The sequence below is a fragment of the Rubritalea sp. genome, from assembly GCF_051252225.1.
Taxonomy (GTDB): domain Bacteria; phylum Verrucomicrobiota; class Verrucomicrobiia; order Verrucomicrobiales; family Akkermansiaceae; genus Rubritalea.
Map to the genome: position 1 here is coordinate 36,558 of NZ_JBPOGE010000011.1, position 15,927 is coordinate 52,484.

12 protein-coding genes and 2 tRNA genes are annotated in these 15,927 nt (G+C 49.2%); 6 read left to right on the forward strand and 8 right to left on the reverse strand.

Going from position 1 to position 15,927, the window contains the following annotated elements; translation table 11 throughout:
• Positions 1 to 21: 21 nt before the first annotated feature.
• The 3 genes from ACSHX2_RS10995 to ACSHX2_RS11005 all read left to right on the forward strand — a co-directional run bounded on the left by ACSHX2_RS10995 (position 22) and on the right by ACSHX2_RS11005 (position 4,152).
• Positions 22 to 717 (forward strand): PEP-CTERM sorting domain-containing protein, encoded by a 696-nt coding sequence (locus ACSHX2_RS10995; protein WP_435692997.1) that lies wholly within the window; start codon positions 22 to 24, stop codon positions 715 to 717.
• A 346-nt stretch (positions 718 to 1,063) separates the two neighbouring features.
• A complete protein-coding gene (locus ACSHX2_RS11000) occupies positions 1,064 to 1,693 on the forward strand; it encodes a class I SAM-dependent methyltransferase (protein ID WP_435692998.1) in 630 nt (209 codons plus the stop codon).
• A gap of 35 nt (positions 1,694 to 1,728) precedes the next feature.
• The gene (locus ACSHX2_RS11005) at positions 1,729 to 4,152 is read left to right on the forward strand and encodes a DUF6288 domain-containing protein (protein WP_435692999.1); all 2,424 of its coding nucleotides are present in this window, start codon (positions 1,729 to 1,731) and stop codon (positions 4,150 to 4,152) included.
• A gap of 13 nt (positions 4,153 to 4,165) precedes the next feature.
• Here the strand turns inward: ACSHX2_RS11005 and ACSHX2_RS11010 are convergent, their stop codons facing one another.
• The 6 genes from ACSHX2_RS11010 to ACSHX2_RS11035 form a co-directional block, all read right to left on the reverse strand.
• Positions 4,166 to 4,684, reverse strand: coding sequence for a SprT-like domain-containing protein (locus ACSHX2_RS11010; protein ID WP_435693000.1), 519 nt, complete (start codon positions 4,682 to 4,684; stop codon positions 4,166 to 4,168).
• 72 nt (positions 4,685 to 4,756) lie between these two features.
• Positions 4,757 to 7,006, reverse strand: a complete 2,250-nt coding sequence (locus ACSHX2_RS11015) for a carboxy terminal-processing peptidase (RefSeq protein WP_435693001.1) — start codon at positions 7,004 to 7,006, stop codon at positions 4,757 to 4,759.
• Between the two features lie 198 nt (positions 7,007 to 7,204).
• Entirely contained in the window at positions 7,205 to 7,630 is a 426-nt protein-coding gene (locus ACSHX2_RS11020) for a hypothetical protein (protein WP_435693002.1), read from the reverse strand.
• Entirely contained in the window at positions 7,627 to 8,169 is a 543-nt protein-coding gene (locus ACSHX2_RS11025) for a chemotaxis protein CheX (RefSeq protein ID WP_435693003.1), read from the reverse strand. The genes ACSHX2_RS11020 and ACSHX2_RS11025 overlap by 4 nt, the downstream gene beginning before the upstream one ends.
• A 10-nt stretch (positions 8,170 to 8,179) precedes the next feature.
• Positions 8,180 to 8,782, reverse strand: a complete 603-nt coding sequence (locus ACSHX2_RS11030; protein ID WP_435693004.1) for a response regulator transcription factor — start codon at positions 8,780 to 8,782, stop codon at positions 8,180 to 8,182.
• Between the two features lie 18 nt (positions 8,783 to 8,800).
• Positions 8,801 to 11,182 (reverse strand): type IV pili methyl-accepting chemotaxis transducer N-terminal domain-containing protein, encoded by a 2,382-nt coding sequence (locus tag ACSHX2_RS11035; RefSeq protein ID WP_435693005.1) that lies wholly within the window; start codon positions 11,180 to 11,182, stop codon positions 8,801 to 8,803.
• Between the two features lie 279 nt (positions 11,183 to 11,461).
• Here ACSHX2_RS11035 and metF point away from each other — a divergent pair, with 279 nt between their 5' ends.
• Entirely contained in the window at positions 11,462 to 12,364 is a 903-nt protein-coding gene (gene metF, locus ACSHX2_RS11040) for a methylenetetrahydrofolate reductase [NAD(P)H] (protein ID WP_435693006.1), read from the forward strand.
• A 56-nt stretch (positions 12,365 to 12,420) separates the two neighbouring features.
• Positions 12,421 to 12,494 (forward strand) — tRNA-Gly (locus tag ACSHX2_RS11045).
• 64 nt (positions 12,495 to 12,558) lie between these two features.
• Here ACSHX2_RS11045 and ACSHX2_RS11050 read toward each other — a convergent pair.
• On the reverse strand, positions 12,559 to 13,383 hold the full coding sequence (locus tag ACSHX2_RS11050; protein WP_435693007.1) for a sirohydrochlorin chelatase: 825 nt from the start codon (positions 13,381 to 13,383) through the stop codon (positions 12,559 to 12,561).
• 130 nt (positions 13,384 to 13,513) lie between these two features.
• Here ACSHX2_RS11050 and ACSHX2_RS11055 point away from each other — a divergent pair.
• Positions 13,514 to 13,603: transfer RNA gene (locus ACSHX2_RS11055), tRNA-Ser, on the forward strand.
• A gap of 218 nt (positions 13,604 to 13,821) precedes the next feature.
• On the opposite strand, the gene ACSHX2_RS11060 is transcribed toward ACSHX2_RS11055, so the two are convergent.
• Positions 13,822 to 14,850: a transposase gene (locus tag ACSHX2_RS11060; protein ID WP_435693008.1), complete on the reverse strand. Its 1,029-nt coding sequence runs from the start codon at positions 14,848 to 14,850 to the stop codon at positions 13,822 to 13,824.
• Positions 14,851 to 15,927: the final 1,077 nt, after the last annotated feature.

The following is a 15,927-nucleotide window of genomic DNA, read 5'->3' on the forward strand; positions in this document are numbered from 1 at the left end:
AAACACAAATACCTCGAAAATATGAAACTGAACAAACTTACGCTAGCCAGCATCGCCATGGCCGGTCTCGCAGGCACATCAAGTGCTGCAGTAGTCACACTCGACTTGACAGCCAATGAAGCTACTGCAGGTAGCGCTGGTCTAGGTCAAACTTTCTGGGACAACTTCGATCTCGGCGGCGGTCTAACTGCTGATATTACAATAACCGGAGTGTCAGGATCAGCTGGTGCAGCATTAGATACAATCGCAGCTGGCTATGGTGTCTCAAGTACCGCCTCAAACGAAGGGAACCGCATGGGACCTGGCGAAACAATCACCTTCACATTCTCTGATTTCTCAGCTCCGCTTGCCTCACTCGAGTTCATCGGATTTGTGTCTGAAAATAACTCTGGAGCTTGGAACATTGGTGCTACTTCTTCCAATAATGCCGTAGCTGACACCATGCTCATCAACGGAACATCCTATGCCGCCGGTACATTCGCTAGCGCTCCAACAGTTACAGGCATGAACTTTTCTTCCGCTGTTAATGGATTTGTTGCTCAGACTTTAACTAGCTCTGTTGCAGCAAATGGCAGTAATGCATTCGAAATCGGAATGTCCACAGGTACAGCTCGTCTCGCAGGCCTTCAATTCGAAGCAGTAGCAGTACCAGAGCCATCCTCCACCGCCCTTCTCGGTCTTGGTGGACTCGCTCTCATCCTCCGTCGCCGCAAGTAAGCGCGACGGCAGAATTTATTTTTTTCATATGTTGGGGAAGGCTCGTCGAGAAATCGACGGGCCTTTCTTTCGTTAGGGTAAATGGCAACCCCACCTGTTTAAGATCGCCCAAGTGCTAGGGCGGGTTCGCCGAACACGCCGTTGTTCGCCTATCCATTCCACTTTCTGAAACCTTTCACGTAGTCACTATTACACTAGACTAATTCCCAATCATTGAGCGTGCATTGTGGACTTACCTTAAAGCCGATGTCTATCAGCCCCTCAAACGGCGTGCTCAGCGAGCCCGCCCTACCTAGTCTCATATCCTAGTTCGACAGGCTTGCGGAGTTTCTCTACGCTGACTGTCATGCCGAAGCCGACCAACAACGCGCGCACCCAGACTGATCTGCACATTCTGGAATCCTTGTTGGCTCCCATCCTTCAAGAATCGTTCCCAGAGCACCGAGACACGTTTACGGCGCTCAATATAGCCTGTGGCAGAGCCGACGAAACTGGCACGCTCCTGCGCTGCCTCAGCCCACTCTGTGCGCACCTCCACCTCACCGGCGTTGATATCCGAGATCGCGAGCTCAGCGATGCCCGCCGGCGCTGGCCGTCGACCCCACACGCGGACATCGCCTTTCTGAAGCACGATGCCAGCAAGCTGCAGCTAATCCGCAGCCTTCCAGCAGAAGTCGACCTCGTGCTGATGCGCCACCAAAACTTCTGGAATGGCGCAGAGACCTGGATTCGCATTTACGACAGCGCCCTCCAGCAGCTCTCGCCAAACGGCAGGCTCATCATCACCTCCTACTTTGACCGCGAACACAGACAGGCAGTGCAGGCCATCAGCGCACTCGGGGCACAACTCCTCCACACCTTCCAAAATCCACGCTCCCGTGTGATTCTCAAACAGCCACTCAAATCGGTCGACCGCCACATCGCAGTCTTCATGAGAAGAAACGAGGAACAAACACACTATCAACAAGTTATTTAATTGATAGAGGCTCAAACTTGGAAATAGTGACTGGAATGCGCCTGCTCACCCTTTTCTTCATTCTCCCCTTTTTCACTGGCCTAGCTACGGCGCAAATCCCTGATTTCACCAAGGGTGACGGATTAGCACCCGACAGCCCGCACGCATGGAATCTCGGTGCGACAGGAGCAGAAGGCTGGGTCTACTGTGAAAAAGGAGGCTCTTCAAAAAGCCGTCAAATCCTCATCACTGAAATCGCGAAAGACTCCCCAGCGAGTACGCTGCTCAAGGTTGGAGATGTCATCCTCGGCACCAATGGCACCTCATTTAAAAGCGATGCACGCATCACCCTCGCTAAGGCGATCACCGAAGCCGAAGCCACTAATGGCAAGCTTTCACTCACGGTCTGGCGCAAAGGCAAAACGGCTGAGGTCATTTTACAGCTCGAGCCACTCGGCCGCTATTCCAAGACAGCGCCCTTCGATTGCCCTAAATCGCAGAAAATTGTCGCACTCGGCTGCAGCCAAATTGCCAAAAGCATGAGCAAACCGGATGGCAAGCGTAGACACGTTGTGGTGAAGGTCCTGAACACCCTCGCGCTGATGGCCAGTGGCGATGAGCAATGGTCACCGCTGGTGAAACAAGCCATTTCAGAATTAAAAGATTGGGAGGTCTCGGACCGCGACCTCCACTCATGGTCCTCTGGCTGGGTCAATATTCTCATGTGTGAGTACTACTTCCGCACCAGTGATCCATCTGTGCTTCCAACGATCAAGAGATTGAGCCAACAGATCGCCGAGGGCCAGAGCCATGTCGGCACTTGGGGGCATCGCTTTGCGAATCCAGATACAGGGATCGCCATAGGATACGGCTCGATGAATCAAGTCGGAATCAGCCTCACCATCTCGCTACTCCTTGCCAAGGAAGCTGGAATCGAAAGTGAAGAAATCGATTCCGCAATCGATAAATGCCAGCGCTTCCTCCGCTTCTACTCAGAAAAAGGACCAATCCCGTATGGTGACCATCATCCTTTCCTGAAAACTCACGACGACAATGGCAAGGCATCAGCTGCAGCCGTACTCTTCGACCTCCTAAACGACCAATCCGCCACCCGCTATTTCTCCAAAACGGCACTGGCGAGTTACGGGATCGAACGCGAAACCGGCCACACGGGGAATTTTTTCAATATGCTCTGGGCACTCCCCGGAATCTCCAGAAATGGAGAACTTGCAACGGGTGCATGGATGCAAGAATCCGCCTGGCTGATGGATCTCGCCCGCACCCACGATGGCAGCTTTACCTTCCTCGGAAAGCCCGGTGCTGTTAGAGGTGAACATTCCTACGGTGGCTGGGACTGCACGGGAGCGTATGTACTCTCCTTCGCCATCCCAAAGCGCAATCTCTACCTCACAGGCATGCGCAAAAGTTGTCTCCCGTCAATGAACCAACAACAAGTCACTTCCGTGATTCAAGATGGCCGAGGATGGACGCCTGAAAGCAACGCAAGCTCCTACAAAACTCGCAGCACTGACGCGTTGTTAGGAAACCTCAGGTCATGGTCGCCTGTCGTACGTAAGCGCGCCGCCGCCGCCCTCAAGACGAAGAACCCCAGAGAATTAGTCACTCCTCTCATCAAGCTCACACAGAGCCATTCAAAGAATGAAATCCTCGGAGTCTGTACCGCGTGGGAACAATTAGGGACAGCTGGCGCGCAAGGAATACCCCATTTGAAAAAATTACTCAGCTCTGACGACTACTGGGTCCGAGCCCAAGCAGCTGAAGCCCTCGCCGGTATCGGCCCGCCCGCGAAAAAATGCATCCCAGAGCTACTCACATTGATCACTGATGAGCCAATGCCCGGAGACCATCGCGAATACCTCCGCCGCTATGTCGGCTTCGCACTCTTCGACTCCAAATCTGGCCTTATCCAGAAATCTATCGCGACGATCGACCAAGAGCTCATGACCGATGTCATTCAAACTCTGCTGCAAAATGAAGACGGTCGGTCACGAAGCTCGCTCAAGTCGGTACTCCTCAAACTACCAACATCACAGGTCAAACCACTCCTTCCTGCCATCTACAAAGCAGTCGCAGAGCCAGCTCCCAGTGGAGTCATGTTCTCCGATGGCATCCGCCTCACCGGTTTAGAAATACTCGCACGCAACCGAGTAGCGGAAGGTCTTCCACTCTGTATCGAGCTTATTGATATTGGCCGCTGGGGACTTTCCAAACGCTGGCAATCCTGCTTCAAAGCTCTGCTCATTTACGGAGCCGATGCCAAAACACAGCTCCCGATGATTAAGGAATTTGCCAAGCAACTCTACAACAATCCTCAGTACCACATCTCCACACCGGAGCATCGCGCTCACAACAAAAAAATGACTGAGCACTACGAGGCTCTCATCACCATCATCCAAGAAATCGAAAATGCACCCGAGCCAACGACTCCGATGAACACTCTAGAAGATCTCACCAACTAATTCGATCGGCTAGCTAAACGAGACTTTCTCCGATTAGCTCGAACCTCTTATGGTAGCGGCCACCATTGAGTTTTTGACAACAAGAATAGCAGGCAACATGCCGCTTCATTTTACGTACCCGTTCAATACTCTCCTGACAGCTCGGGCAAGTGTAGCGCCATTTCTTCTGCTGCGCTCTGCGCGGTAACGGCAAAGTGTGACGAACACTCTCACCTGGAATTCCCAGATCAGCACACGCCTGCTGCCATTCCGCCCCATGAGGAGCAATACGCCTCCGTCCACAGCGATAATACGCGAGTAAATGCGCCAATTCATGCAACAAGGTCCGCCGGACTTCATCCAAACTCACCTCTACTAACTTAGGGTTGAGCTCCACTCTGCATTCTGGCCAAAAGGCACGGCCCGCTGTCGAGCGCATGCGCTTATTCCACACCACACTCACCTGCCCAGCGAATTTGCTCCCTGCTAGCTCTTCCAAACGCGCTAGCGAGGACTCTAATATATCACTTAGCGCGGCTTTGATTTCTTCCATTTTAGATGTGGGCAAAAAAGAACCCGCGCGATTGAATAACAACCGGACGGGTATCTGTAAAAGTAACGAGGTCTATGATTTTTGCTGAACTCCAGCCATTTTAGCTTGGTCAGTAAGCTGCAACAAATCATCAAGAATGAACAATCCTTCGCGCATCACTGGGTCGAGACCAGATGGCCACTCCGGAGTGATGTCGAGTTCTTGAATCTCATCCTTCGCGCGATTCATGTAATCATCTTCGTCTGAACTAGGGTCAAAGATCGGCAGCTCATCATTATCAAGGTCGTCGAGGTGAGCCTTGTAGAAAACATAGCTCTCTTTGTCCTGCTCTTGTATTTCAGCAAAGCGCTCGATGCGCTCCTTGTTACGCTCCTTGATTCTATTTTCAGCCTCTGCAAGCTCCTGTTTCCGAATATCTATGTTTAATGAAAGTTCATTTTTATCGATTCGCTCCTTCGTTCTCAGAACATCGTCGGCTAGGTACATGAAGTCTTTCGAATCATTAATCCGTTCTAGACTCTTACCCTTCAGCTGAGCTACAAAAAGGTTTTCACGTGACTGCGGCGCGTAGCCAGCAGCACGATCAATCTTATCGTACGCCAATGCATAGTAGAGGTATTTCTCACCCACATCGATAGCATCCATCATGTTAGGAAGCACGATGTCAGCTTCGACACCCTTGTTCTGGGTCGACATCCCAGACACTCTGTAAAACTTCTGAATCGTTGGTTTAAGAAAGCCAGCGCGCTCACGGTTGGCAAAGAATGGCATCAAACGCGAAATATCCATCGGCTGCTGAACCGTTCCTTTACCAAAGGTGGAGCTAGTACCGACAACGATCGCACGATTGTAGTCCTGTAACGCACCAGCGAGAATCTCACTAGCGGATGCTGAGGACTTATCAATGAGGACCACCATTGGCTTGTGGAAAATCGCACGCTCATAGGAATTTTTAAGATCGATACGTCCGAGGTAGTCTTTCACCTGAACTACTGGTCCCTTACCTGTGAAGAAGCCAGTCATCCTACGCACCTCTTCAAGCGAGCCGCCGCCATTGCCTCGAAGGTCGAGAATGAGCCCTTCCACATTCTCCTTGTTGAAGCGTTTAAGGATTTTCTCCACATCCACAGAACAACGAGTCTCACCCGTATCAAAATTTGCATAGAAAGATGGCAATGTGATCACGCCAATGCGGCTGATCTCGCTCTCCGAATTTTTCTTCTCGATAATCTCACCTTGTGCAAAAGATTCACCCATCTCAACAGTGCCACGCTTGATCACGATGAACTTTGGTTCACCACCATCTGAGGGCTCCACCTTGAGTCGCACACTAGTGCCCTTTTCTCCACGAATCTTGTCCACGACCTTATCGATCTTCATGAACATGACATCAATCATTTCGCCAGTGTTGTTAATATCCACTCCGACGATGCGGTCGTCGAGCTGAAGCTCACCTTGACCTTCTGCTGGACCACTTTTGACAATACCCATGATCTTGGTAGCGCCGTCCTCTTCCGCCTGCAATAGAGCTCCAATGCCCACAAACTCGTTGCTCATGCCTGACATGAAACGCTCCATCTCGCGGGCACTGAAATAGTCAGTATGTGGCCCGTAGGATTTCGCTACAGCAGAAAGGAAATAATTCGCGATATCTTCGTTATCCACATCATCGACTGCACGCTTCACGCGCTCGTAACGGAGAGTTAACTTTTCTGCGATCGGTTTATCATCCTCCAATGGATTTTTCTTACCCTGCTCCTTAGCACGTTCTTCGATCACTTGACGGCGCAGTGTTTCTGAAAGCATTGCGTCCCCAACCATCCCTAACCAGAGCTTTTTAGCTGCCGCATCATCTGCTGGCCAGCCTTCTATTGTAGGCTCAGCCACATCGCGACGGGTACGTTTAATAGCCTCTTCCTGAGAAAAATCAAATTGATGAGTCTTTAAAAGCTCCTTTGCGTAGTCGATACGCTGATCCACACGCTCACGGTAAACCTTATAAATCTCCTGTGCTGGCTCCATGCTCTCCTTGTGCAACAACATGTCAGTCAGCTTCTCGCCAAACTCTTTCTCAAGCTTAGCCACGTCCACCTGAGTAAAGTACATTTTGCCATAATCCAGCTCATTGAGATACATCGTAAAAATGCGTTCGCTCAATTTCGCGTCGAATGGCAATCGATCATAATGCCTGTTCTGTAGCATGATCGACATTTGCTTACCGACCTCGTTGAAGTCAGTCTCAGCAGCTGTCGCAGGAACCACAGTGGTCAAAGCAGCCACACTGCTCAATACCGCATTTCTGATCGATCTCTTAATTTTCATAAATGTATTGGGGAATCTCGCCTTTCTCCCTTACGCGAGTTTGAGGGAGTATATTCGTGCATACTACGAGTCTTGTCGAATCCTTTCCTCAAATTAACGATCTAATGTACTCCCAAAGAATGCCACCAGCTCCGATCAAAAAAAATCCTGTGCTATTCAATACATAGCACAGGATGACAGACAGCAAAATACTATCGCTTAGGCAATGTTGAAACTCACTACTTCCACCACCTCACAGGTCGACTCTTCCACCTCGAAAGAACCATCTCCTAGAGAGCTTGTCTCGACTTCGCTCTCTATCAAAGTTTCTTCATCGAGAACCAAAAGGTCTTCCTCTACCGCAATACTTTGCTCCTCATACATATCCTTCCACTCAGAGTAACTATGCCCTTCAGATTCAGTGATCAGACCACTTGCTACTAATTCCTCGATCACTTGTAGCGCTGGTCCACTATCGAGCGACAGGTAAGCGCCGATCTCTTCTGGCACCATGCTTGTCATACTAAGGGTCTCCAATAATTGCCAAAGTACTGCGGGAAGCTTCACATCTTCACCCACATTTTCTATCGATGCTGTGTAAGTTTTTAGTTCTACAGGAAGTTGGATTTTTATTACATTTTTCATACAGTATACTCTAACAACTCTTCATCATTTTTGAGGTTATTCGCCTCAAGACTTAAGATCAAATGGCAGCGATATCCGGACCAGTTGACAGGAAACACGATTCCGTGCGTAGACTGCTGCATGTGCAAATCAGAGCCTTTAGCGGTCACTACGACTGGAACCGAGATGAGAAACTGCTCACCCAGATAGTTTCGTACATTACCCGAAACGATGTTAGTCATCTCCCCGGCATAGTCCGCTCGCATCTCCTCGAGCTGCTCATCAGTTGGATTTTCATCCTCTAATTCAGGGTAATTAATCTTCAGCACGGAATCTAACATTTCACGACACATTGTGAAGTAGACAGCACCCTTCTGCGAACCTGACACGCCGATGATACCGGTGTAATCATCATGTTCAAATTTATCAAAAAGGTAGGGAGTCCCAACTTCCGGCTCCTGATGGGTACTTGCTTGGAAAAAGTTCCAAACTGACCACACAAAGAAACGAATAGTGTCTTCATCTATCCCGCCATGGGGTTTTTTATCATTTTCTGACATCACTTTATATCTAACTACTTTTATTCCAGAGCTTATACATCTCAGTCAATGGTCTCTGTGAACTAACAGCGTCATAGTTTGGCTGACGCGTTACCGCCTGGTCTGCCACTGGCGGACTGACGTAGCCAGAAGGGTATTCTTCTTGCGTAGGTGTCCGCTGTTTCACTATTGAGCTCGCTTTGGCGATTTGAGACATCGTTTTATTAAGCTCTACATCTACTTCAGTAGACACCTTCTTCTTCGCTTCGGGCACTCTATCTTTTAATAAATCATCTAATGCTTCTTTAAGTTCTTCGGCTGTAAAAGGCTTACATATAAATTGATGCGCCCCCCTCGACAATGACTCGATCGCAGTATGGTGATCAGCTAAAGCCGATATCACTAAGATGGTAGTATCTGGCTTAGCTTCTAACATCTGAGACATAGCAGCCAAGCCATCCATATGCGGCATAGTTATATCGAGAGTCACCACATCAGGCAGAAACTGCTTAAAGGTTGTCACCGCTAACAGACCATCAGCGGCGGTTTGAATTTCAGTAAATAAACTCCCCTTATACGCTGAGTTTATTGACCGGCGAATCATAGCCGAGTCATCTACAATGAGTAATTTCATATATCTTCTTCGTTCTAATTAGTTGACCGAAACTGCTTGAGAAGCTTCCACACTTACTTTTGGGATGAGGCAGCTAATCTGGAGATACTGACCCGCTACATAACTAATCGAAACCTTCCCACCAAGCTGTGTAATAACGATATCTTTGATAATCCCCATTCCGGTCCCACGACCAGCGTGCTCATTAGACTCTTCCTGCATGGAAAAACTCGGGTTAAAGATCAGGCCGGCCGCTTGCGCGTTTGGCATCGTTTCAGCTTCGCTTTTGCTAATCATTCCAAGCTCCACTGCTTTCTCCTTAATAGCTGGAATATCTAAACCTGCGCCATCATCTCGAAATGTAAGTTCATAACACGGTGCCTTTAGTATATTCTGGGAACTCTCACTCTTGGTACAAGAAAGGTTTATAATACCCTCTGCCAATTTTCCTTTGGCTTTTCTAAGCTTAGGAAACTCTACTCCATGAACCACCGAGTTACGCGTCACTTGAATCAAGACATCCTTTATAGACTGATAGGCGTTAGGGTTCATAGAGTCCATCTCTAGACGAGACTTCACATAGACCTGTTTACCTAAATCATCTGCCACCTTGTTCGCAAACTTACTCAACTCTAGAGCAAGACCTTCAGAAGCCGTTTTCTTCGCTTCTACTGGTTTAGCTGAAGCGAAGTCCTTCAAGATCGTTTGCGTGAGCTCTTGGTAATCATTGAGGCGCTCACGTAGTGTTGCTAACTGAACTAGGGAGCTAAGAAACTCATCACCTTTCACATCCTTGCGCTTGCGTAGACCTGAGAGCTTATCTTCCACTGTATGCGTAATTTCTACAATACTATCGAGACCTAGCATAGAAGCGTTACCCTTGATGTTGTGCACTTTCCGGAACACATTTTCGACAAGGTCCACCACAGTTTCACTAAGATCGGCCTCTGCGCTAACACCTTGATCGCGTAGCAGGTCATTAATGTCATCTAGACCTTTCTCAGTCTGAGCAAGGAAGAGATCAAGCTCCTTAGAATCACTCTGAATAATCTCTAACAAAAGACTCGTCTTACGATCCTGTTCTTCGCTCGCACGCTTCAATTCATTTTCCAACACAATGGTTTCCGTGACATCAGTGATGGTAATAAGAACTGCATCGATCTTATCCCCTTCCATGACTCGCTCGAACTCGAATCCTAGGTGCTTATTGGTGAAGCGCGTACCATCCCATTTGAGGGTTATCTCTATCTTCTTGAGTGGATTGTATTTCTCAAGCTGTCTAGACATCGTTTTACCCTGAAACTGAAGCCTCAAGAAACTCTCTAGAGTCTTCAGATCCTTCTCAGTGATCAGAGGTCGCATAAGATCTAGGAATGACATATTTGACAGATGTTTCGTCTCAAAAATGTCGTAAGTAGCAGCTGAAATACGACGACCAATCTTGAAGTTGGAATCGATCAGACAAAGCCCGTGGTCCACTGAGTTAAAGATCGTGTCAGACTCTTCTTTCAGACGGTTCAAATCGACAGTGAGCGTCTCTAGTTCAGACGCACGGTGCTGCGCTTCTTGGTTTGAAACCTTTAATGACCCCAAAGCTCCTTGGAGCGAGGTATTAGCCTCATTAATTTCCTCTTGAGCACTCGCCAGAGCCTCGTTTGTATCTGAAAGTTCCGCATTCTTAGAGACCAAATCCGTTGAGAAATGCTGAAGCTTAAGGTCGCGCTTTTTCAACAAGCCTACTGAGTAAATAATCACGTACGCAAAGTTCGCTACCACCAATAATAGCGCGCCCCCCATCACCCACTGCAGTGTACTAGATCTAGCTTCCGCTGTCTTTTCTAGCCCGACAGTCAGCTGATTCATCAGCTTCAAAAGCTTTAGGTTATTTGCTGACAGCTGACTCATAGCCTCATCAGAAACAGCTTTATCGATACTACTCAGCTCATGGTTAGCCATATAAGACACCCCCTCAGAAACTTCAGACCAAATCTGATCAGCCTCCTCGACATAGGACTTCAACTCAGCGTCTGTAACCTGTACGAGAGTCACTTGATCCCCAGTCGCGCCCGTAGTCTTTCCTCCATCACGAAAAGCGATAAGAGTGTCATTAAAAAGACCAGAGGATAACTTCAGCTCGTCTTGAAATTTTTTAGCGAGCACTAAATCATCACTCTGAATAGATGCCTGTACCGCCGCCATAGATTTTGTCATGCGCTGAGACAGCATCCGTTGACGACCAGCAAGGTTGATCCCAGATGAGTCATCTTTCAATGAGCTGGAAATGACCATATTTACAATCAGCATACCGGCCATCACCACCACAAAGATCACCCCTGATAACTGAATCCCAGTATAACTCTTGAGATCTAACTTTGCGTTCCCTTTTTTCGAGACCACTGGCTCATCTATAGTATTCATCATTTTTACAATTTTTAATAAAAAGACACATCGTTACAGGCAGTAGCTGGGGGGCTCACACACGCATTTTAAGTCTTCAATACACTACTTAGCATTTGGCATACCTAAAACCCACCTTAGGAGCTCACCTTTTTCATAGACCGTATGAGCTCCTTTCATTACCATTAGTAACTTTAGCGGTCGACCCTAACAATAATCACCGCTACTAAATTAGGGTTAGATTTTGATCCGTTTGCTTTTTTCTTTGCTTCCATCGCCAGATGTTTCACAACTGCGTAGTCCATGCACATTTCCGACATTCTGAATCAAGACGGCCCGTCACTTTCCTTCGAGTTCTTCCCACCGAGAACCCAGAATTCCTCTGACGCGCTCTATGAAGTCATCGCAGAGCTCGAACCGTATAAGCCATCCTTCGTCTCCGTTACCTACGGAGCTGGCGGCACCACGCGCGATCTCACTCACGATCTCGTTGTCAGAATCAAAGAAACCACCGGCATCTCCCCAGTACCCCACCTCACCTGCATTGGCCACACCGAGAAAGAAATCGACTCTATCCTTAGCCGTTACGCTGAGGCCGGTGTCTCTAATATCTTAGCACTCCGCGGAGATCCGCCACGCGATAACCCGAACTACGACCGCAGTAACGATGACTTCAAATTCGCTGCCGACCTAGTGCGTTTCATCAAAAAATTTAATGCATCTGGCCGCCACCCCGACCCTCGTGGATTCGGTATTGGTGTCGCAGGTTTCCCTGAAGGCCATCCCACCACGCCAAACCGCGTGCTCGAAATGGAATACCTGAAGGAAAAAGTCGACGCCGGCGCAGACTACATCGTCACCCAGCTCTTTTTCGATAACCACGACTTCTTCGACTACCGTGAGCGCTGTGCAATAGCAGGTGTAAACATCCCAATTATTGCTGGCGTCATGCCAGTCACTTCACTTAAAGGAATGCGCCGCATGGCAGAGTTAGCAGAAGGAGCACGCTACCCAGCTAAGCTCCTCCGAGCTCTCGAACGCGCAAATGGCGACGAGACAGCGGTGGAACGCATTGGTATTCATTACGCTGCGCAACAATGCAGCGAGCTTCTCGCTAACAATGTAGCTGGTATTCATTTCTACACATTGAATAAATCCAAAGCCACACGTGAAATTTATGCAAGTTTAGGCTTGAGCAACTCCTAGCTCTCTTCTAATACTCCCCCCACGTCAGCAGCAACGCTGATTTCCAACAGCAAAAAGCGGGTATAGCATAGTGGTAATGCTCCAGCCTTCCAAGCTGATTAGGAGGGTTCGATTCCCTCTACCCGCTCCAGCTGATAGAAAGATAGCCGCATCCTAACACGATGCGGCTTTTTTGTGTCTGCTTTCAGTCTTACCTAGGCTCCTCTATAGCGATCAGCGAGCACCGCCACCAAAGCCTCCGCCTCACTGCCCACCAGCGCAGTCATTGCAGTTTCTAACTGTAAACTCCCCTCGCGAGCTGCAGCACAAATCTCAGCCACATCTCCATTTACCCCTGCATGCCTACCCGGCCCCGCAAACAACATAGAAACAATCACCTGCTTCTCGAAACCTTCAAGACCTAACAAGTTTTCTAATAGTGGTTCATTGAAATCATATTCAGCCCCCTCGCGGCGCTCCATCGAACAAGCGCGGACCGTACTCACATCCTCAGATAAAATCTCAGCGAGTTGCCTCGCCACCAGCTCGCGCACATCATTCACCGCCTTAGCCGGCGTGCCGTGATCACACATCGCAACAGCAGGCTTTTCCCACCCCAGTTCACTAATCTTATCACGCACCAGCTTTGCCATCATTTCAGCGACCCGTAAGTCGCCTTCGCGAACCAATGTTGGGGCAATATTCACCTCCAACTCTTCCCAGCCGTCCTCCAGTAAATCCAGCACCCGCTTCGGCAGGTAATCCACAAGCGCACCACTCGGACCAAAAAACAAGGGCATCACTTTAAACCGATGTATCCCCAACTCCCTCTGAGCTCTTAAAAATGGCACAAAGGTCTGCGCTTTTACGCCATCAAGTTCGCCAGGATCTACTTTGCTAGAATGCAGTAAAGAAACAGCATGTACTTCTACCCCAATGAGATTGGAAAGCCTCGCCGCCAGCGCGCGTAATTGTAAGGTCGCAGCAGCCCTCAATGATCCATTATCAAGCAGCAGAATCGATTCAGTAATGTCAGCCATGCAGACATCTAATGCCACTTTTATAAGCCGTCAAAAGCCAATGGAGATTTTTACAAAAAAAGAATTGCCACCAACCAAATCTCCCAGTAGCTTCCGCCCACCTCGCAAGAGGTAACATATTAAGATAACAGGATCGGTGTCAGAGTGGTCGAATGAGCTCGCCTGGAAAGCGTGTGTGGCAGTGATGTCACCGAGGGTTCGAATCCCTCCCGATCCGCCATCTTAAAATAAAAATGACTTCAGCTCGCTGAGGTCTTTTTTGTTTTACAGCATAATTGATGGGATGAGAACGCAGTTCGACTGCTCAAAGTAAGCGAGCTTCACGAGTGAACGCCACAGAACCCTTCTTACTTAGCAACACAAGCAGCAGGTCACTGAGCAACGCGAAGAACAATCTCTCTAGAGTGCAGACATAGCACTAGAAAGAGTGAGCCCGTTTCACCCCACTGGCCGTCGCTGGAGATCTCGTAAGGCATAGAGCCCGCCCTCTGCCATATGCTTTAACTTGCGGGCACCTGATGTTCTTTTCTCAGAAAATTGAGCACGTTTTTGTTCAAAGTAGGCATCCACGTAGGCTTTGCTCCCGATCACTGCTCCATCACTGAAATAGCGTACTCTACAGTGCAGCATCTGGGTTCGCGTAAGTTTACCGCCATTCTTAAGCTCCTTCTGTACGGTTTTAGTAGAGATGCCTTTACGCTTCGACCCCTCCACAACGTGAGCTTCCTCAAACATGAACATTCTATAAGCCGCGAGCCGCTCACCTTGTGTCTGATTTCTTGCACTTTGCCCTATTGATTCCTCATTCTTGACTAACACTGCGGCGATCCCCGCTTTCGCTCTGCGCCTCCCAGCAATGGCTTCACCATACCCACACCAACGGTACTCTTTCGGATCTTTCACCATCCCGGCACGGACAGGATTTAAATCAATGTATGCCGCCATCACCATGGCTGCGTAGCCATCTTCCACTAACACGCTTTTAAAGCGGCTCTCCCACAGTGTTTCCGTCCTCCCATGCTTCCTATTGTACCACTGGGTGAAGCGTTGTTTCAGCACCTTCATGAACTGAGAAAGGTCATACATACGGTACAAGTAAGTATTCCGAATCCGCTCCACCTCTTCTTCAGCTCCTAGAGCCCTCGCAGCGGATAACAGTAATACTATCTGACTCACATACCCTTCACTATAGATCACCGAAAGTTTTGCTATCAGAGCGTCATCACTCATCTCCTCTTCCGGCTTTGGAGGGACTTCGAGAAGTATATGGAAGTGGTTGGTCATCACGCAGTACGTCAGGACACGTACTCCGCAAAACTTTTCATAGAGCCGCATCAAGCGCACGAACTCTTCCTTCTCTTGCCGCTGAAGGACAAACTGCCGATCCACAACACGCGATATAATATGGTAAGACGCAGATTGCTTCTTACCCCAGGGAGACAACACACATGAGCGAGGACTTCTCATAGTGAACAACTTACTACAGATCTAGATCACAGTCGAGTTGCTTTCTCTATAAAAGGTCTGTCCCCATATATTAAAAGGTCTGTCCCCATGGGTCTGTCCCCATGTATTTCAGGTGGTGCAGGGAGCTCAAAAAATAGGTCTTTGCGGCCCGCCCGAGCATAAGAAAAGGTTCCTACGCCGCAACGCCAACGGCCAGCATGCCGCCTACGCCGGGGCTCGCACACTACTACGGCTCACCCGCAGCCTCGTAACCGCCCAGACACCTTACCTGCCGCCCACGGCGCGCCGTCAGGGCGCGGACACTTACGACATCACTGACGGCTGTCTAACAACATGGGCTAAACTCGTGGAAAAATGGCGAGTCATCCCCGGTTGGCAGGATATGCTAACCGATGAAAACTACCCCATGGGCTTCTGGCGTCGAGTTGTCACGGAGCTCCACGGCGTAGAGCTCTCGTTGCAACCCGTCAAGCCCAGTGAAGACTAGCATATTTTACAACCTTTCCATGCATAAATCCAAGATGAACGCGCGACGGGAATAAAATCGGCGAGGGGGCGACCGGATGGCTTTTTCTCTGCAGCCGCATTGCGACGGCTTGGGTCAGAATGCCAGAAACAACGGTCGCCCCCGACCCGACCCCGGCTCTACGCAAGTTCGGGGTATGGGCCATGGCTTAAAGATACTGAGCTCCGTCATCTGCGCAAGCCGATAACGAGGGCGCGCTACAGGATGCCAGGACAAGGGGGCGAACGCTCTCAGTGAGCAAACCGATGGTTGCCATCGCTGCCGCCCCCCTCTAACCGATCAGAGCCCAAGCAGCAACGATCCGTTTGACGCATGATTTGCGATGCCAAAAAACAAGGTGTTTTTTCGGCACGCTCTAACACGCCTTCGAATCAAAATAAAAAAAACTCAAAAAAGCACTTGCAAGATGTCTGATACTTCTGACCCCATTTCCGCCTACATTAGAGAGTTCCGCTCGTTTGTAGGCTTGCTCTAATTGGGCACGTGGTATCAGGATTGCTTGCACGGTTCTGCTCGTAAATTCAGCAATCTTAACTGAGCGTGGGTTTCCG

Excerpts from the sequence above, each read along its gene's own strand:
- metF (WP_435693006.1), top strand. The coding sequence starts at position 11,462 with ATGCACATTTCCGACATTCTGAATCAAGACGGCCCGTCACTTTCCTTC.
- ACSHX2_RS11015 (WP_435693001.1), bottom strand. The coding sequence starts at position 7,006 with ATGAAAATTAAGAGATCGATCAGAAATGCGGTATTGAGCAGTGTGGCT.
- ACSHX2_RS11025 (WP_435693003.1), bottom strand. The coding sequence starts at position 8,169 with ATGTCAGAAAATGATAAAAAACCCCATGGCGGGATAGATGAAGACACT.
- ACSHX2_RS10995 (WP_435692997.1), top strand. The coding sequence starts at position 22 with ATGAAACTGAACAAACTTACGCTAGCCAGCATCGCCATGGCCGGTCTC.
- ACSHX2_RS11030 (WP_435693004.1), bottom strand. The coding sequence starts at position 8,782 with ATGAAATTACTCATTGTAGATGACTCGGCTATGATTCGCCGGTCAATA.
- ACSHX2_RS11035 (WP_435693005.1), bottom strand. The coding sequence starts at position 11,182 with ATGATGAATACTATAGATGAGCCAGTGGTCTCGAAAAAAGGGAACGCA.
- ACSHX2_RS11020 (WP_435693002.1), bottom strand. The coding sequence starts at position 7,630 with ATGAAAAATGTAATAAAAATCCAACTTCCTGTAGAACTAAAAACTTAC.
- ACSHX2_RS11000 (WP_435692998.1), top strand. The coding sequence starts at position 1,064 with ATGCCGAAGCCGACCAACAACGCGCGCACCCAGACTGATCTGCACATT.
- ACSHX2_RS11060 (WP_435693008.1), bottom strand. The coding sequence starts at position 14,850 with ATGAGAAGTCCTCGCTCATGTGTGTTGTCTCCCTGGGGTAAGAAGCAA.
- ACSHX2_RS11010 (WP_435693000.1), bottom strand. The coding sequence starts at position 4,684 with ATGGAAGAAATCAAAGCCGCGCTAAGTGATATATTAGAGTCCTCGCTA.
- ACSHX2_RS11005 (WP_435692999.1), top strand. The coding sequence starts at position 1,729 with ATGCGCCTGCTCACCCTTTTCTTCATTCTCCCCTTTTTCACTGGCCTA.
- ACSHX2_RS11050 (WP_435693007.1), bottom strand. The coding sequence starts at position 13,383 with ATGGCTGACATTACTGAATCGATTCTGCTGCTTGATAATGGATCATTG.